The sequence below is a fragment of the Bradyrhizobium sp. sGM-13 genome, from assembly GCF_018398875.1.
In the GTDB taxonomy this organism is placed as follows: domain Bacteria; phylum Pseudomonadota; class Alphaproteobacteria; order Rhizobiales; family Xanthobacteraceae; genus Bradyrhizobium.
Map to the genome: position 1 here is coordinate 413866 of NZ_JAGWDK010000002.1, position 18273 is coordinate 432138.

The 18273-nt window shown below is 63.0% G+C and carries 16 protein-coding genes; 14 read left to right on the forward strand and 2 right to left on the reverse strand.

The features are described from left to right. Positions 1–43: 43 nt before the first annotated feature. The 6 genes from KJQ96_RS04360 (at position 44) to KJQ96_RS04385 (ending at position 6589) form a co-directional block, all read left to right on the forward strand. On the forward strand, positions 44–1648 hold the full coding sequence (locus tag KJQ96_RS04360; RefSeq protein ID WP_213285456.1) for an ABC transporter substrate-binding protein: 1605 nt from the start codon (positions 44–46) through the stop codon (positions 1646–1648). Positions 1649–1665: 17 nt separating this feature from the next. After that, complete coding sequence (locus tag KJQ96_RS04365) at positions 1666–2607, forward strand: ABC transporter permease (RefSeq protein ID WP_213285457.1); 942 nt, start codon at positions 1666–1668, stop codon at positions 2605–2607. Further along, positions 2604–3527, forward strand: coding sequence for an ABC transporter permease (locus KJQ96_RS04370; protein ID WP_213285458.1), 924 nt, complete (start codon positions 2604–2606; stop codon positions 3525–3527). Before KJQ96_RS04365 ends, KJQ96_RS04370 begins: the two co-directional genes overlap by 4 nt. Before the next feature lie 4 nt (positions 3528–3531). Next, entirely contained in the window at positions 3532–4521 is a 990-nt protein-coding gene (locus KJQ96_RS04375; protein ID WP_213285459.1) for an ABC transporter ATP-binding protein, read from the forward strand. Continuing rightward, positions 4518–5504 (forward strand): ABC transporter ATP-binding protein, encoded by a 987-nt coding sequence (locus tag KJQ96_RS04380; RefSeq protein ID WP_213285460.1) that lies wholly within the window; start codon positions 4518–4520, stop codon positions 5502–5504. The genes KJQ96_RS04375 and KJQ96_RS04380 overlap by 4 nt, the downstream gene beginning before the upstream one ends. 152 nt (positions 5505–5656) lie before the next feature. Next, complete coding sequence (locus KJQ96_RS04385) at positions 5657–6589, forward strand: N-carbamoyl-D-amino-acid hydrolase (protein ID WP_213285461.1); 933 nt, start codon at positions 5657–5659, stop codon at positions 6587–6589. Between the two features lie 43 nt (positions 6590–6632). On the opposite strand, the gene KJQ96_RS04390 is transcribed toward KJQ96_RS04385, so the two are convergent. After that, positions 6633–7295, reverse strand: coding sequence for an aspartate/glutamate racemase family protein (locus KJQ96_RS04390; protein ID WP_213285521.1), 663 nt, complete (start codon positions 7293–7295; stop codon positions 6633–6635). 207 nt (positions 7296–7502) lie between these two features. Between KJQ96_RS04390 and hydA the strand changes: the two genes are divergently transcribed. The 8 genes from hydA to nikE all read left to right on the forward strand — a co-directional run bounded on the left by hydA (position 7503) and on the right by nikE (position 17482). After that, complete coding sequence (hydA, locus tag KJQ96_RS04395; RefSeq protein ID WP_213285462.1) at positions 7503–8972, forward strand: dihydropyrimidinase; 1470 nt, start codon at positions 7503–7505, stop codon at positions 8970–8972. Positions 8973–9000: 28 nt separating this feature from the next. After that, entirely contained in the window at positions 9001–9978 is a 978-nt protein-coding gene (locus tag KJQ96_RS04400; RefSeq protein WP_213285463.1) for an NAD(P)-dependent oxidoreductase, read from the forward strand. A gap of 1 nt (position 9979) precedes the next feature. Further along, positions 9980–10741 carry an SDR family oxidoreductase gene (locus KJQ96_RS04405; RefSeq protein ID WP_213285464.1) on the forward strand — a complete coding sequence of 254 codons (762 nt, stop codon included), beginning with the start codon at positions 9980–9982 and terminating at the stop codon, positions 10739–10741. Continuing rightward, positions 10738–12174: an NAD(P)-binding domain-containing protein gene (locus KJQ96_RS04410; protein WP_213285465.1), complete on the forward strand. Its 1437-nt coding sequence runs from the start codon at positions 10738–10740 to the stop codon at positions 12172–12174. The genes KJQ96_RS04405 and KJQ96_RS04410 overlap by 4 nt, the downstream gene beginning before the upstream one ends. Before the next feature lie 139 nt (positions 12175–12313). After that, positions 12314–13930 (forward strand): ABC transporter substrate-binding protein, encoded by a 1617-nt coding sequence (locus tag KJQ96_RS04415; protein ID WP_213285466.1) that lies wholly within the window; start codon positions 12314–12316, stop codon positions 13928–13930. Positions 13931–13941: 11 nt separating this feature from the next. After that, on the forward strand, positions 13942–14973 hold the full coding sequence (locus tag KJQ96_RS04420) for an ABC transporter permease (RefSeq protein ID WP_213285467.1): 1032 nt from the start codon (positions 13942–13944) through the stop codon (positions 14971–14973). Continuing rightward, positions 14970–15818, forward strand: coding sequence for an ABC transporter permease (locus KJQ96_RS04425; RefSeq protein ID WP_213285468.1), 849 nt, complete (start codon positions 14970–14972; stop codon positions 15816–15818). Before KJQ96_RS04420 ends, KJQ96_RS04425 begins: the two co-directional genes overlap by 4 nt. Continuing rightward, a complete protein-coding gene (gene nikE, locus KJQ96_RS04430) occupies positions 15815–17482 on the forward strand; it encodes an ABC transporter ATP-binding protein (protein ID WP_213285469.1) in 1668 nt (555 codons plus the stop codon). The genes KJQ96_RS04425 and nikE overlap by 4 nt, the downstream gene beginning before the upstream one ends. Before the next feature lie 149 nt (positions 17483–17631). On the opposite strand, the gene KJQ96_RS04435 is transcribed toward nikE, so the two are convergent. Further along, positions 17632–18126 (reverse strand): MarR family winged helix-turn-helix transcriptional regulator, encoded by a 495-nt coding sequence (locus tag KJQ96_RS04435; RefSeq protein WP_249733716.1) that lies wholly within the window; start codon positions 18124–18126, stop codon positions 17632–17634. Positions 18127–18273: the final 147 nt, after the last annotated feature.

An 18273-nucleotide genomic window follows, 5' to 3' on the forward strand; every position in this document is an offset into this window, starting at 1 on the left:
TTGGCCGAAACCGCCATGACAACCCGAAGACAGGGAGAGCTTCATGGATCGCAGGACTGTGTTGAAGGGATTGGCCGGAGTAGGCGGCCTGGCGGCGACGGGCGGCCTTTCGATGCCGGCGCTTTCCCAAGGTGCCGCCGCGCGCACCTTGCGCTTTGTCCCGCAGGCCAACCTCGCGAACTTCGATCCGATTTGGGGGACCCAGTACGTCGTGCGAAACGCCGCCGCGTTGGTGTGGGACACCCTCTATGGCCTCGACGCCACGCTGCAGCCGCAGCGTCAGATGGTCGAGTCCGAGGCGGTGTCCGATGACGGTCTGGTCTGGACCTTTCGGCTCAGGCCGGGATTGAAGTTCCACGATGGCGAGCCGGTGCTCAGCAAGGATGTGGTGGCGAGTCTCGCGCGCTGGTCGGCGCGCGATCCCATGGGCCTGATGATCAAGGCGATCCAGAACGAGCTGACCGCCGTCGATGACCGGACCTTCAAATGGGCGCTGAAGTCGCCTTATCCGAAGATGCTGCTGGCATTGGGCAAGAACAGCACGCCCTGCGCGTTCGTCATGCCGGAGCGCATCGCCCAAACTGACCCGTTCAAGCAGATCCCCGAATATGTCGGCTCGGGCCCGATGAAATTCGCAAAGGGCGAATGGGTGCCCGGCGCCAAGGCGGTGTTCGAGAAGTTTGCCGATTACACGCCGCGGCAGGAGAAGACGTCCTGGCTCGCCGGCGGCAAGCAGATGCTGGTCGACCGTATCGAATGGGTGGTGATCCCGGATCCTGCGACGGCGGCGGCAGCACTTCAGAATGGCGAGGTCGATTGGTGGGAGAGTCCCATCACCGATCTTGTGCCGTCGCTCAAGAAGAACCGCAACATCAACGTCGATATCGCCGATCCTCTAGGCAACATCGGTTCGTTCCGGATGAACCACCTGCATCCGCCCTTCAACAATGTGAAGGTACGACGTGCCGTGCTCGCGGCGTTGAGCCAGGAAGACTACATGCGCGCGCTGGTCGGCGACGATACCGCGCTCTGGAAGCCGCTGCCGGGATTCTTCACGCCGGAAACGCCGCTCTACACAGAAGAGGGCGGCGAGATACTGAAGGGCAAGCGCGATCTCGCAATGGCAAAGAAGCTGCTGGCCGAGAGCGGCTATTCAGGCCAGCCGGTCACCTGCGTCGTGGCGCAGGATCAACCGATCACCAAGGCGCAGGGCGATGTCACTGCCGATCTGTTGAAGCAAATCGGAATGAATGTCGACTTCGTTGCGACCGATTGGGGCACGGTGGGCTCCCGCCGCGCTCAGAAAACGCCCCCAGGCCAGGGCGGCTGGGGAATGTTTCACACCTGGCACGCCGGCGCGGACTGCATCAGTCCCGCCGCCTATAACGCCATTCGCGCCAATGGCGACAAGGCGTGGTTTGGCTGGCCCACGAGCGAGGACGTGGAAAAGGAAGTCACGGCATGGTTCGACGCCAAAAATCTCGATGAGGAGAAGGTTGCGGTCAAGCGCCTCAACAAAGCGGCGCTCGAGGATGTTGTCTATGCGCCGACCGGCTTCTTCCTGAGCTACACGGCATGGCGCAAGAACGTCTCCGGTATCGCCAAGGGGCCGCTGCCCTTCTTCTGGGGCGTGTCGAAGACCGCATGACGGCACAGTAAACCCACATGATCTCATACATCCTCCGGCGCATTCTCTCGACCTTGCCCGTGATGGGGATCGTCGCGCTGTTCGTCTTCAGTCTGCTCTATATCGCGCCGGGCGATCCGGCGGCGGTGATCGCGGGCGATCAGGCCAGCCCCGCCGACGTTGAGCGCATACGCCAGGGCCTCGGCCTTGACCGGCCGTTTCTGGTCCAGTTCGGGACCTGGCTCTGGCATATCCTGCATGGCGATCTCGGCACCTCGATCTTTACCAACCTGCCGGTCGCCTCGATGATCGCGCAGCGCATCGAGCCGACGTTCTCGCTGATGGCGCTTACGCTCGTCCTGACTATCCTTGTCGCGGTGCCGCTCGGCGTGGTGGCGGCGTGGAAGGCGGGAAGCTGGGTGGACCGCACCATCATGGCGTTCGCCGTGTTCGCCTTCTCGCTCCCCGTCTTTGTCGTCGGCTACGTGCTCGCCTACGTATTTGCGCTGCAGTTCGAATGGCTTCCGGTGCAGGGCTACACGCCGTTGGCGGCAGGCCTTTGGCCATGGCTGCAGAACCTCATTCTTCCCGCCCTGGCCTTAGGCTCCGTCTACATCGCGCTGATCGCGCGCATCACCCGAGCCTCCATGCTCGAGGTGCTGCAGCAGGATTATGTCCGCACCGCCCGCGCCAAAGGCCTCGGCCAGCGCAACATCCTGTTCGTTCATGCGCTGAAAAACGCGGCCGTTCCGATCGTGACGGTGATCGGCATCGGCATTGCGCTACTGATCGGCGGCGCGGTGGTGACCGAAAGCGTGTTCGCCATTCCAGGCCTTGGCCGGCTGACGATCGATGCGATTTTGCGCCGCGATTACCCGGTTATCCAAGGCATCGTGCTGCTATTCAGCTTCCTCTACGTGCTCGTCAACTTGATGGTCGATGTCACCTACACCCTGGTCGATCCGAGGATCCGCTATTGAGCATCTCCACATCAAGCGCGGCACCGGTGCCGCCGGGTCTCGTCATTGCGCCTCAACTGCCGGACCTGCTGGTGCCGGTGGCAATCCGGCGCGGTGTCCTCGGCTTCCTGCGCAATCATCCGACAGTTGCGCTTGGCGGCGCCTTGCTGCTCTGCCTCGTATTGGTCGGGATATTCGCGCCCTGGCTCGGGACCGTCGATCCGACCGCGCTTGCGCCGGCCAAGCGCACGCGCTTGCCGTCTGCGGATTTTTGGTTCGGCACCGACGTGCTGGGCCGCGACATCTATTCACGCGTGGTTTACGGGGCGCGGGTCTCGCTCACGGTAGGCTTGTCGGTCGCACTACTGTCCTCGATCGCCGGTCTTGCCATCGGCCTGGTCTCGGGTTTCGTGCGATGGGCGGACGGCATCCTGATGCGATTCATGGACGGGCTGATGTCGATCCCGCCGATCCTGCTCGCCGTCGCGCTGATGGCGCTGACGCGCGCGAGCGTCGGCAACGTCATCCTGGCCATCACGGTTGCTGAAATCCCGCGCGTCTCGCGGCTGGTGCGCAGTGTCGTGCTGTCGCTGCGCGAGCAGCCCTATGTGGACGCTGCCACGGCCTCCGGCACGAGAACGCCAATGATCATCCTGCGGCACATCCTGCCCAACACGCTGGCGCCGATGCTGGTCCAGGCAACCTATATCTGCGCCAGCGCCATGATCGTGGAGTCGATCCTCTCTTTCATCGGCGCCGGCACGCCGCCCACCATTCCGTCCTGGGGCAACATCATGGCCGAGGGCAGGGCGCTGTGGCAGGTCAAGCCCTACATCGTATTCTTTCCCGCCGCGTTTCTGTCTGTCACCGTGCTCGCCGTCAACTTGCTCGGCGACGGCCTGCGTGATGCGCTCGATCCGCGAATGGCCAAGAGTCTCTGATCCTATGGCATTGCTAGAAGTCGATAATCTGCAGACCCATTTTCGAACGCCCGAGGGTATCAATCGAGCGGTCGACGGAGTCTCCTTCCATGTCGATGAAGGCGAGACGCTTGCCATCGTCGGCGAATCCGGCTGCGGCAAATCGGTCACCTCGATGTCGCTGATGCGGCTGATCGCCGAGCCCCCGGGCAAGATCGCAGGTTCTATCCGGTTCCAGGGCAAGGATCTGCTGCAACTGTCCGAACGCGAGATGCGCGCCATCCGCGGCAACGACATCTCGATGATCTTCCAGGAGCCGATGACAAGCCTGAACCCGGTGCTGACGGTCGGCCGTCAGATCGGCGAGACCCTGCGGATGCATCGGGGGCTCGACAAGCAGGCGGCCGAGGCGCGCGCCATCGAGATGCTGACATTGGTTGGCATCCCGGAGCCGGCGCGTCGCGTGCGCGAATATCCGCATCAGCTCTCCGGCGGCATGCGGCAGCGGGTGATGATCGCCATGGCGCTCGCCTGCAATCCCAAACTGCTGATTGCCGACGAGCCGACCACGGCGCTTGACGTCACGATCCAGGCGCAGATCCTGCAGCTGATGCTGGACCTCAAGCGCCGCGTCGGCGCGGCGATCGTTTTGATCACCCATGATCTCGGCGTCGTCGCTGAAATCGCGGAGCGCGTCATGGTGATGTATGCCGGCCGGAAGGTTGAAGAGGCGTCGGTGATCGATCTGTTCCGCTCCCCCCGTCATCCCTATACGCAGGGCTTGCTCGGCGCGGTGCCTAAGCTCGGCTCCTCGCTATCAGGTGCAGCGCAGCGGCTTGCCGAGATCCCCGGCCAAGTGCCCAGCCTCAAGGGGCGGATCGAGGGCTGCGTCTTCGCCGGGCGCTGTTCGCTGGCGACCGATCTCTGTCGGCAGGTTGCCCCGGGCCTCGAAGAAAAGGGACCCGGCCACATCGCCGCCTGCCATTACGCGCGCAAGGAGGCGGTCGCGGCATGAGCGCTCCGCTGCTCCAGGTCAACGACCTCAAGAAGCATTTTCCGGTCCGCGGCGACCTGTTCAGCCGCAAGTCCAACTGGGTTTATGCGGTGGACGGCGTGTCCTTTGAAGTCAAGCGCGGCGAGACGCTGTCTCTCGTCGGCGAGTCCGGCTGCGGCAAGTCGACGGTTGGCCGGGCCATCCTGCGGCTGTTCGACATCACCTCCGGCCAGGTTGTGCTGGATGGCCAGCGGATCGATGGCCTTTCGCCCGGAGGACTGCGCAGCATGCGCCGTCGTGTGCAGGTGGTGTTCCAGGATCCGTTCTCCAGCCTCAATCCGCGCATGCGCGTCCGCGATATCCTGGCCGAGCCGATCCGCAATTTCGGCCTCGCCAAATCTGCCGCCGAGCTCGAGGCGAAGGTTGCGGCGCTGATGGACACCGTGCGCCTGCCGCGCGATGCGCTGGGCCGCCGGCCGCACGAATTCTCGGGCGGCCAGCGCCAGCGCATCGGCATCGCCCGCGCGCTTGCTGCGGAACCCGAACTGATCGTCTGCGACGAGGCGGTCTCGGCGCTCGATGTCTCCGTCAAAGCGCAAATCGTCAACCTGCTGCAGGATCTTCAGCGGGAGTTCGGCCTCGCGCTGCTCTTCATCAGCCACGATCTGGCTGTTGTCGAGCACATGACGCACCGTGTCGCCGTCATGTATCTGGGCAAGATCGTCGAGATGGCGGGAAGACAGCAAATCTTCACCGCGCCGAGGCATCCCTACACCAAGGCTCTGCTGTCAGCCGTGCCGGTGCCGGAGCCCGGGGCCATTCGCAACCCCATCATCCTCAAGGGCGACGTGCCGAGCCCGATCAATCCGCCCAGCGGCTGCCGCTTCCACACCAGGTGTCCATTCGTGTTCGATCGCTGCCGGATGGAAGAGCCGGAGCTTCGGACGACCGAAGGCGGCCAATGGGTGGCGTGTCATCTCGAAGTGCTGCCGGAACAGAACTGATGTGCGTCACGCGGACTGTCTCTGGAATTGACTTCGCGTGGACCAAAACTTTAACTGCTGGCCTCGATTGAGCCAGATAGGACTCCGATCTTCGCAGACAGCTTCATTTTCGTGCAACGCTGCTCCAAATGGAAGCATCCAGAAAGTTATCCATGCGCGTCATCAATGTTGCCGCCGCCCAGTTGGGCCCGATCCAGAAAGCCGACAGTCGCGAAGCCGTTGTCAAGCGCATGATCGCGCTGATGGATGAAGCCAAGGCGAAGGGCGCCGACCTGATCGTCTATCCGGAACTCGCGCTCACCACGTTTTTCCCGCGCTGGTACATGGAGGATCAGGCCGAGGTTGATACTTGGTTCGAGCGTGAGATGCCGAATGCGGCGACAAAGCCTTTGTTTGAACGGGCCGCCGACCACAAGATCGCGATGAATTTTGGCTATGCCGAACTGACGCCGGATGGACATCACTTCAACACCTGCATTCTCACCGACAAGTCCGGAAAAACTGTCGGCAAGTACCGCAAGGTTCATCTGCCCGGTCATTCGGAGTTCGACACGAAACGCGCGTTCCAGCATCTGGAGAAGCGCTACTTCGAGCCGGGCGATCTCGGCTTCAACATCTGGCGTGCGCTCGGTGGCATTTTCGGCATGGCGGTTTGCAACGACCGGCGCTGGCCGGAGACCTATCGCGTGATGGGCCTGCAAGGTGTCGAGATGGTGCTGATCGGCTACAACACGCCTTCGGTCAATGCCGAGAAGCCCGAGGAGGGGCCGACGAAGCGGCTGTTCCACAACCGGCTCTCTGCGCAGGCCGGTGCCTACCAGAACTCGACCTGGGTCGTGTGCGTTGCGAAGGCTGGCGTCGAGGACGGCCACCCCTTGATCGGCGGCAGCCTGATTGTCGATCCTGACGGCGAGATCGTTGTCGAGGCCAAGACCGAAGAGGACGAACTCCTGGTTCACCCCTGCGATCTCGACGCGACCATTTTCGCCAAGAACACGATCTTCAATTTCGCGCTCCACCGCCGCATTGAGCATTACGGCCTGATTACCAGCCGCACCGGCGCGGTGCCGCCTCCGGAAAACTAGATGTCCGGCATCTCCTTCCGCCGACCGAACCGCCCCGCCAAGGTCAGTGATGCGAAAACTGCACGGTGCCCAGCGCCATGGTCACGGCCGCCTGGGTCGGGTCGATCACGGGAATTCCGAGCGCCTGCTCCAGCGGCCGGCGGTGACGCGCCATGCCGGCACAGCCCATCACGATGGCGCCGGATCCATCTTCGTCCTTGAGCGCGCGCCCGACCTCGATCATTTTCGCGAGCGTTCCTTCGCCGGACGCTGTCTCTGCCACGCTCATGTTGAGTGGCCGTTCCCTGGCCAGGCGATCCATCAAGCCCATCTGCCTGAGGTAGCGGATGTGGCGGCGGATCGAGCGCTGTGCGATCGCAATGACGCCGAAGGTTTCAGCGCGCGCGAGCGCCGTCAGCACGCCGCATTCGGCGATGCCGAACACGGGCCGATCGGTTGCTTCGCGGCAGACATGCAGACCCGGATCGCTGTAGCAGGCAATGACGAAGGCGGCCGATTGGTTGTCACCTTCGACGCGGCGGCGCAGCGGGATCGCCACGCCATCGACGTCGGCCTGGCTCTCGATCCCGTAAGGGCCCTCAGTCAGCGTCTCGCAGACGATCTCCGGGCCGCCTTCAAAGCCGAGCGGCTTCAAGGCTTGCTCCAGGCCCTGCGTAACGAGCTGGTTGGAATTGGGATTGATGACGAGAATGCGCGGCCGGGACATCATGTTTTCCTCGCGGGATAACGCGTCGGTCGAGCTAGCGGGACCGGCGAGCAACAAGACGACAATGGAAGCAATGACCATGCCATCCAGCAATGCATGGTCCACTGTCTGCTGCGAAAGCGCAAGGGAGTGTAACGGCACGATCTGTGCTTTCATCCGGTGAACGCAGGACTTAGGATTCAGGACTCAATACTTGTGGAGTTTGCCATGACCGAGCCCGCCTACGACCTTCTCATTCGCGGCGGACGCGTCGCGACCGTAAGCGACGTGTTCGAGGCCGACGTCGCGATTTCCGGCGAGACGATCGTCGCGATCGGACGCGGGCTGTCCGGAGCACGGCGGGAGATCGACGCGCGGGGCAAGCTGGTTCTGCCCGGCGGTGTCGACAGCCACGCTCATATCGAGCAGCTTTCGGCCGCCGGCATTGTCAATGCCGATACGTTTGAGAGCGCGACTGTCTCGGCGGCCTTCGGCGGCACCACCACCGTGATCCCGTTCGCGGCCCAGCACGTCGGCATGAAGCTGCCCCAGGTGCTGGAGGAGTATCATGCGCTCGCGAGAAAGGGTGCCGTGATCGACTACGCCTTCCACATGATCATCGCCGATCCGACCAGGGAAACGCTGGAAGCGGATCTGCCGGCGCTGATCAAGCAGGGTCATGGCTCGATCAAGATTTTCATGACCTATGATCGCCTGAAAATTGACGACGAGCCGCTTCTGGACATTCTGCTCGCGGCGCGCGAGGGCGGCGCGATGCTCTGTGCGCATGCCGAGAACCACGGTATCATTTCCTGGATGGTGAAGCGGCTGCTGGCGCGCGGCTACACCGATCCAAAATATCACGCCATCAGTCATGCCCGCGTCTCGGAAGCCGAGGCCTTCAACCGGCTGATAGGCATGGCCGCGCTGATCGACCAGCCGATCATGATCTTTCACGTGTCGACGGCGGAAGGCGCCAGGGTGATCCGCGAGGCACGCGGGCAGGGGCTGAAGGTGTTCGCGGAGACCTGTCCCCAATACCTCTTTCTCACCGCCGACGATCTCGACAAGCCCGGCGTGGAAGGCGCCAAATGGATGTGCAGCCCGCCGCCGCGCCGCGCCGCCGACCAGGAAGCGCTGTGGCAGGCGCTTGCGCTCGGCGATCTCCAGACCGTTTCGTCCGATCACGCGCCGTACCGGTTCGACGAGACGGGTAAATTGCGCGCCGGCCCCAATCCTAATTTCAAGCAAGTGGCGAATGGCCTGCCAGGCCTCGAAGTCCGCTTGCCGCTGCTGTTCGACGCGATGGTTTCGAAGGGCCGATTGGGCCTCGAAAAATTCGTCGAACTGACCGCGACCGCGCCGGCAAAGATCTACAATTTGCATCCGCGCAAGGGTTCGATCGCGGTCGGTGCCGATGCTGACATCGCGATCTGGGACCCGGCGCGCGAGGTTACGCTGAGCGACGCGATAATGCATGATCTGGCGGGCTATACGCCGTTCTCCGGCCGCAAGCTGCGGGGCTGGCCTGTCACCGTGCTGTCGCGCGGGAGCGTGATCGTGGCAGATGGCAAGCGTTCGGTCGAAGCAGGCTCGGGGCGTTTCCTCGCACGCACGGGGGGCGAGGCCGCGAAACCGACCGGGCGCCTGATGCCGGACATGGATCCCGAGCAGAATTTTGGCGCGAGCCTGCTGTGATCCGTCCGCCGCAATGTCGGATTGAACGATGAGAATCCTTGTCTTCGGCGGCGCCGGTTTCGTCGGGCTCAATATCGCCGCGGCACTGCTGGCGCGCGGTCATGCAGTCACGTTGTTCGACCGCGCGGGTTTGCCGCCTGACGCAAGGAAAGATTTCGCCTCTCACGGCGACCGGCTGACGGCTATCCAGGGTGATGTCACGGATAGTCAAACCGTGGAAAAGGTAATCGCCACTGGTTATGACGCCATCGTTCTGGGGACTGCGATCACCGCCGGACCGGCGCGTGAGGCGAGCGATCCCGAGACCATTCTGCGGGTAAACCTGCTGGCTCAGACGCCGATCCTGATCGCAGCGCGGCGCTTTGGTATCAGACGCATCATCAATCTGTCGTCCGCGGCGGCCTACGGTACGAGCGCATTCCGGAACGTGCTGCTTGATGAAGAGACTCCCTGCGATCCGACCTCACTCTACGCCATCACCAAGTTCGCTTCCGAGAAGGTCGCTGCGCGCCTGGCCGGTCTCTGGCAACAGGAGATCATCAGCGTGCGGCTGAGCGCCGTGTTCGGGCCCTGGGAGCGGAACAACGACGTGCGCGACACGCCAAGCCCGCAAGCGCAGATTCTCGCCGCGATGCAAGGGGGGTATGAGGCCGTGCTATCGCGTCCGGGCGTCAGGGACTGGATCTACGCCGTGGATGTTGCGGAGGCCGTGACATTGCTGATCGAGGCCGCGAAGCCGAAGCATCAGCTCTATAACATTTCATCCGGCATGGAATGGCCGGCGTTGAAATGGGGCCAGGAGCTTGCCGCGTTGCATCCAGGCTTTGTTTGTCGCCTGACTAGTGCCGGCGAGGCGGCAACGGTCGACCTACATAGTCCGGCCGACCGGGCACCGCTATCGGTCGCGCGCTTAGCAAAAGAGTTCGGCTGGCGCGCGCGGTTCGGCTGCACGGAGTCGGCTGCCGATCTGAGCCGTTGGTGGACGGCGCATCGAGGGGGAGCCTGACATGAGACTTGCAGGGCGGACCGCGATCGTGACCGGCGCCGGCTCCGGCATCGGCCGTGCCAGCGCGGTGCTGTTTGCGAAAGAAGGCGCCTTTGTCGGGCTGGTCGATCGTGATCGCACGGGCTTGCAGGAGACACTGGTGGCGATCGAAGGCGCCAAAGGGGAAGCGTCGATGCACGTCGGCGATGTCAGCGAAGCCGATTTCGCGAAGGACACCGTGGGCGGTGTCATGGCGCGACGGGGCCGGCTGGATGTGCTGATGGCTGCTGCCGGCTTTTCCTGCGGCGGTACAGTGTTGACCACCGATCCCGCCGATTGGGATGCGGTGTTCCGCACCAATGTCGGCGGCACCTGGCTTTGGTCGCGCGCGGCGGTGCCGGAGATGCAGCGGCAAGGCGGCGGTTCAATCATCACGCTGGCATCGCAGCTCGCAATCGCCGGCGGCAGGGGCAACAGCGCCTATATCGCCGCGAAGGGGGCGATCATCAGCCTGACCCGGACAATGGCGCTCGATTTCGCCACGGATGGAATTCGGGTCAATGCGATAGCGCCGGGCGCCATCGACACACCGATGCTGCGGCGAAGTTTCGCCCGCCACGCCGATCCCGAGCTGGTGCGCGAAGCATCGCGCGACCGCCATGCCATGAAACGCTTTGGCAGGGCGGAGGAGGTGGCCGAGACCGCGCTCCATCTTGCCAGCGATGCGTCGTCCTTTACGACCGGCACCGTGATGGTGGTCGATGGCGGTTGGCTCGCGGCATGAATAGCGCCCTGATCGCTCTGGAAGCCCAGGTTCGCGCTGATCTTGCGAAGACTGCGCATCCGAATGCCGCGTGGCTCACACCCAGGCTGGGGCCGGACGACAGACCAGCACTGGATGTGCTCGTGGTAGGCGCCGGCCAATCGGGTCTCGCAACAGCGTTTGGGCTGATGCGCTCGCAAGTAAGCAACATCCTTGTGCTCGACAAATCCGAGGAGGGACGGGAAGGTCCGTGGCTCACCTATGCCCGCATGCACACGCTGCGTAGCCCGAAGCATTTCACCGGGCCTGATCTTGATATTCCCAGCCTGACCTACCAGTCCTGGCACGAGGCACGGTTCGGCGAGGAGGATTGGCAAAATCTCGACCTGATTTCGCGCGAGCTTTGGGCCGAATATCTGCTCTGGTTCAGGCGCATTCTGGACCTGCCGGTGCGCAATGGTTGTGAGGTTATCGAGATCTCGCCTGCGTCCGGTGGATTGCTCGCTGCCAAGGTGCAGACCGCCGACGGCACCGGCATAGTCTTTGCGCGCAAGATTGTGCTGGCGACGGGACAGGAAGGCATGGGCGACTGGACCGTTCCGGAGCCGTTGCGCCATTTGCCATCGTCAGTGTGCGTGCACGCGGCGCAGCCGATCGACCTCGCGGGCTTGCGCGGAAAGCGGGTTGCTGTGGTCGGCGCCGGCGCCTCGGCCTTCGACAATGCCGCGGCCGCACTGGAGGCTGGCGCAGCTGAAGTGCATCTGTTTTGCCGCAGGGCCGAGATCCAGGTTATCCAGCCCTACCGTTGGCTCACCTTTCGTGGCTTCCTTAGACATTTTTGTGATCTGGATGATGGCTGGCGTTGGCGCTTCATGCGCGCCGTCCTGGAGTTGCGGGAAGGTTTTCCGCAAGCGACCTACGATCGCTGTGCCCGCCACCCCAACTTTCATTTGCAGGAGGGGGCGCCGATTGAAACCGTCAAGGAAACGGCTTGCGGCGTCGAATTGCAGACGCCGCGGGGTGTGTTAGCGGCCGACTTCGTGATTTGCGGCACGGGAATCGACATGAATTTTGCGGGCCGGCCCGAACTGCAAAACTGTGACGCCAACATCGCGACCTGGGCAGATCGCTACCAGCCGCCGCCGGACGAGCGCAGCCCGCGTCTCGGGCGTTTTCCCTATCTTGCTGACGACTACGCGCTGATGGAGCGCGTCGCCGGCGAAACCCCCTGGATTGCGGACATCCATGTCTTCGCGATTGCCTCCACCATGAGCTTCGGTGCTTCAGGCTCGTCGATCAATGCGATGACCACCGCTGTGCCCAAGCTCATCCATGGGCTGACGCGCGGGCTGTTTCGCGCGGACATCGAGCGGCATTGGGCGTCGTTCAAGGCGTATGACGTGCCTCAGGCGGTCGTCGCGCGGCAAACGCCGGTCGCGCGCGAGAAACGGTGAACGATCTTCGAATCACGCTGGGGAGCTTGGCTCATACCTACTATGCTTGTGCTTCCGGCGGGTCCGGTTGGCATATCCCTTGCTTTTAAGTTGATGTTCTCATTCAGAAAACAAACTTGGCAAAACAGGGATAAGTCCGATGAGCGTTACAGGATCCCGGCGTCTGCTTTCGCTGGTTGCCTCCATCGTGTTCTCATTGGCGGCTGGATCGGTGCAGGCGCAAACGCGCGCTGAAACGTTGCGTTACGTGACCGGAGCATCGGTCAACACGCTTGATCCCAATATTCCGGGTTCGACCCGCGAAGCCTTTGCGGTGAGTCTCAGCACCTATGACCGGCTGGTTTCCTTCGGCCGCAAACAACTCAACGGCAAATGGGTGTTTGACCTCAGCAAGATCACGGGAGAGTTGGCGGAATCCTATGAAGTCAGCCCGGACGGGCTGAAGATGACATTTCGCCTGCGCAAGGATGCCAAGTTCCAGGACGGCACGCCGGTCACAGCGGAAGACGTCAAATGGTCGCTTGACCGGGTTGTCACGGCGCCGGTCCTCGGCAAGGCACAACTCCTCACGGGGTCAATGACGTCAGCCGACCAGTTCAAGGTGATCGATCCCCTGACCGTTGAGGTAACGCTGCCGAAGCCGGACAAGCTGGCCTTGCCCAATCTCGCCACCGTCTATCCGATCATCATCAACTCCAAGGTCGCCAAGGAACATGCGACGGCAGACGATCCCTGGGCCATGGCGTGGCTGAAGGAGCACACGGCCGGCAGCGGCGCCTACAAGATCGAAACGTTCAAGCCGGGCGAGCAGGTGATCATGAGCCGCAACGCGGCATGGAATCGTGGCACGGCCGACAAATCGGCGTTCTTCAAGCGCGTGATCGTGCAGTCGGTGCCGGAGCCGGCGACGCGCGCCAACCTGGTCGAGCGCGGCGACGCCGATCTCGTCATCGATCTGCAGGCGAGCGACGTCCAATCGCTCGAGGCCAAGAGCAAGCTGAAGGTGATCTCGACGCCCCAATACAATGCGGTCACCTTCGTCTCGATGAATAACCAGATCCCGCCCTTCGACAACGTCAATGTGCGTCGCGCCATCGCGTTTGCTTTGCCTTACGACGACATGTTCAAGGCGGCACTGTTCGGCCGCGGCTCGCCGCTGTTCGGAGCGACATGGGCGGACGGCAAACCATCGAGCGGCGCCTATCCAATCGCACAGCCGGTGAAGCTCGACCTCGAAAAGGCCAAGGAATATCTGAAGGCAGCAGGCCTGCCTGACGGCTTCTCGACGACGTTCAGTTTCAATGTCGGCCAGGCCTCGACCGCAGAACCGATGGCGGCACTGGTGAAGGAATCGCTGGCCAAGATCGGCATCAAAGTCGATATCCAGAAGCTGCCGGACGCCCAGATGTCGACGCAGATCAATGAGAAGAAGCTTCCCTTCTTCACTGAGGGCATTGTCGCGTGGCTGCCGTCGACCGACTATTTCTACCGCAACTTCTACACCGGCAATCAGCGCTGGAATTACTCATCGATCAACAATCCGGAATTGGTGGAGATCGCGCAGAAAGCCCGTTTCGAACCCGATGCCGCCACGTATGAGGAAGACGGCATCAAGCTCAACGCCATCCATTTCAGCGAGATACCGCAGATACCGCTCTGGCAGCCCAGCCAGGACGCTGTGATGGCGCCCTCGGTTGAAGGCTACACTTACCAGTTCCACCGTCAGGTCGATTATCGCGATCTCAATCGCAAATAACGGTCAGTATCATGGCGGCGTTTGGAGCAACGGTGATACGGGCGGGCAGGCGCTTCCTGTCCTCGCTGCCGGCGCTCTTCGGCGTGCTCGTCTTCACCTTCCTGCTGATGCGGGTGCTGCCGGGCGATCCGGCGGTGTTCTTCGCTTCCGGGCCGAATGCCGGCAAGGAGGAGATCGAGGTCATCCGCAAGCAGATGGGCCTCAACAAGCCGGTGCCGGAACAACTGATGCTGTATCTCTATGATGTCGGCAGCGGCAATCTCGGCAGATCGATGATGACCGGACAACTGGTCACCAAAGATCTCCGCGAGCGGCTGCCGGCCTCGCTGGAACTCACCCTGACGGCGCTGCTGATCGCACTGGTGACGGCTGTGCCGCTCGGTGTGCTGGCAGCTCTGAGACCGGGCTCCATCATCGACCATGGCGTCCGGTTTTTCTGCGCACTCGGCGTCTGCGTACCGACATTCGTTTCGGGCCTGTTGCTGATCTATGTCTTCTATTACCTGCTCGGGCTTGCGCCCGACCCGACCGGCCGGGTCGATATCTTCGCGTCACTGCCACCGAGGCGGACCGGCTTCCTGTTGATCGACTTCCTGCTCGCCGGCGACTTCGATGGATGGTGGGCCGCCTTCAGGCAACTGATCTTGCCGGCGCTGAGCATGGCGCTGTTCGTGGTGGCGCCGCTGGCGCGCATCACGCGGGCCTCGATGCTGGTCTCACTGGGCAGCGATTTCGTACGCACCGCGCATTCCGTGGGCCTTCCCTGGTGGCGGGTCGTCGTCACCTATGCGCTGCGCAACGCCATCCTGCCGGTCATCACCATCGCAGGCATCGTGTTTTCGACCATGCTCGGCGCCAATGTTCTGGTGGAGAAAGTGTTCTCCTGGCCGGGCGTCGCTTCCTACGCGCTCGATGCGTTGCTCTCTTCTGATTATGCCCCGGTGCAGGGTTTTGTGCTGCTGATGGCCACCGTGTTTGTGATCGTCAATCTGCTGGTGGATATCCTTTATGGCATCGCCGATCCACGGGTGACAATCGGATGACCTCAGCGTCGCTTCGCCATGCCGGCTGGATTCTGCGCGGAAACCCGCTCACCGCCGTTGCCGCTGCCGGCGTTTTCCTGCTTGCGCTCATCGCCATTTTCGGGCCGTGGATCGTGCCGTATGATCCAATCGTCTCGAACGTGTCGCAAGCATTGATGCCGCCGAGCGCGGCGCACATCGCCGGCACGGATCAGCTCGGCCGCGACGTGTTCAGCCGCCTGATCGTCGCGGCACGGCTCGATCTCACCATCGCCCTCTCGGCAGTCGGAATCTCCTTTGCCATCGGCGCCGTCATCGGCGCGATTTGCGGCTACACCGGCGGCCGGCTCGATCGCGGCGTCGGCCGCTTCGTCGACGTCGTGATGGCCTTCCCGCTTTTCGTGCTGGCCATGGCGATGGTCGCGGCGCTCGGCAATCGAGTCGAGAACATCGTCATCGCGACCGCCATCATCAATCTGCCGTTCTACATCCGTTTTGCGCGGGCGGAGGTGAATGTCCGCCGCAATGTCGGCTGGGTCGAAGCGGCGCGCGCCTGCGGCGACAGCCACCTCTCGGTCGTGCTGCGCTTCCTGCTGCCGAACGTGCTGCCGGCCATGGCGGTGCAGATCTCGCTCAATCTCGGCTGGGCGATCCTCAATGCCGCCGGACTTTCCTTTATCGGCCTCGGCGTCAAACCGCCGACGCCGGAATGGGGCATCATGGTTGCGGAGGGCGCGCGCTTCATTTCCACCGGCAAATGGTGGCTGGTCGCCTTTCCGGGCCTGGCGCTGATGCTGACCGTGCTGTGCTTCAACCTGCTCGGCGACGGGGTGCGCGATATTCTCGATCCCCGCATGCGAACATGACCAAATCGCTGCTGGCCTTAAGCGACCTGCACGTCACCTTCTCGACACGGCGTGGGCTTGTCGAGGCGGTACGCGGCGTCACGCTGTCGCTCGGCGAGGGCGAGATGCTCGGCCTCGTCGGCGAGAGCGGCTCGGGCAAATCGGTCACCGGCTTTGCGATTACGCGCCTGCTCGATGCGGCCGGGCGGATCACGGCGGGCGACATCCGATTTCGCGGGCAGGACATCACGCGGATATCGGCGGGTGATTTCCGCCATCTGCATGGCGCGGCGATGGCGATGATCTTCCAGAACCCGCGTGCAGCGCTCAATCCGATCCGTGCCGTCGGGGACCAGATCGCCGACGCGATCACGGCCCACAAGCGAATGCCCCGCGGTGAAGCGCGCGCGCAGGCGCTGGAGCTGCTGCGCGCCGTGCAAATTCGCGATCCCGAAAAGCGGATGGCCGCTTACCCCCACGAACTCTCCGGCGGCATGTGCCAGCGCGTGATGATCGCCATGGCGATTTCCTGCAACCCGGCGCTCTTAATCGCCGACGAACCGACCACCGGCCTCGACGTCACGACGCAAAAGGTCGTGATGGATCTTTTGACCGGGATTGCGGCCGAGCGCGGCATGGCGACGATCCTGATCACCCATGACCTCGGTCTGGCCGCCCGCTACTGTCGTCGCGTCGTGGTGATGGAGCGGGGCCGGCTTGTCGAGGAGGCCGAACCGAAGACTCTCTTCCGCGCACCACAGCACCCCTACACCAGACGTCTGGTGGCGGCTTCGCCCACGGCGAATTCACGGATCGCAGACCTGGTGCCGGAAGAGGAGCGGGGGCGGCACCTTGTGATGCACGTCGCGTCCCGGCCGCGGCCTGCGCCGGGTACGCCTCCCCTGCTGGAGGTGCAGAAACTCGCAAAGCGGTTCGATCAGGGCGCCGCGGCGGTAGCAGACTTTTCCATGACGATCAGCGCCGGCGAGAGCGTCGGTCTGGTCGGCGAATCCGGTTCCGGCAAGAGCACGACGTCGCGGATCATCTGCCGGCTAATCGATCCAAGCGAGGGGGAGATCGCGTTCGAGGGACAGTCGATCGGCCATATCCCGGCCCGCGATTTTCACCGGTCGTCGTTTCGCAAGGACATCCAGATCGTCTTTCAGGATCCGAATGACAGCCTCAACCCGCGGTTCACCGCCTTTGACTGCATCGCCCATCCGCTGCTGCGGCTTGGCGGCATGCGCCCGGGCGACGCATTGCGGCAGCGGGTGGAGGAGTGCGCGCAGCGCGTGGGACTCGGGATCGAATTGCTGACGCGCTTTCCGCATCAACTCTCGGGCGGCCAGAAGGCCCGTGTCGGCATCGCCCGCGCCATCGCGTGCCGGCCGCGCCTGTTGGTGCTGGACGAGCCGACGGCGGCGCTCGACGTTTCGGTGCAGGCGGTGGTGCTGCAACTGCTCGACCGGTTGCGCCGCGAGGATGACTTGGCCTTCCTTTTTGTCAGCCACGACCTCAACGTCGTTCGCATGATGTGCGATCGGACCATCGTGCTGCAAAACGGCCGCATCGTCGAGCAGGGCGAGAGCCGGGCGATGTTCGACAATCCGAAAACCGCTTACACGCGCGAGCTGGTCGAAGCTGTGCCGCATATCGAGCCGGAGCTGGCTGCGTTCGCGACCTGATGACTGCCACGAGGCCCGCAAGAGCCGCTTTCGATCGATCGGTTGCAGCGGCGTTACGCTGCGTCGTCCAATGGAATACAGCGCCATGTCTCGGGTGATTACAAATTATGCAGATCGAGTTAAAAAGGCGGCAGATGATGCCGTGGCACTCAATCGAATAGGGCAGTAGCGCTTTCGCGATTGGAGTGTGCCGCGACGATGCGCTGCATCATGTCGATGAATACGGCTTGCTCCCGTTCACTTAAATTATCGAGCGTTGCGCGGTGCGCGGCCCGCGCCGAGGCCTCGATTTTTGCCAGAAGCGCCGCTCCTGCCGGGCTCAATTTACAGAGCCGCGCGCGGCGGTCCTCGTCATCCACGGCCCTCTCGACGAAATTGCGGGCGGCCAGCCGCTTGAGCGCTCCGGTCGTCGTCGTCCTGTCCAGCGCAATATCGGCCGCCAATGTGGTCTGATCGGCGGTTTTCCGCACCGCAAGCGCCGAAAGCAGGCTGTATTGCAGTGGTGTGATCTCGAATTCACCGCATGCTTCCTGAAATAGCGCGACATGGATCTGATGCAGCCGCCGGATCAGAAAGCCCGGTCGTTCTGACAGCGGCCAGGGGCGATGTCTGGTCTCGCCACGACGCTTTTTTGCTTTCCGCAACGCACTCTCCCCGCCTCGGAACATCGATGCGATTAGCTCGATTCGATGGCCTTCGCCACGGGAAGATCATGGCATGAAGTTTGCTCTTGTAAAATACGAAGTATGCTTCGTATTCTGGTGAGGGCGGGGTAACGCCGCCGGCGAAGA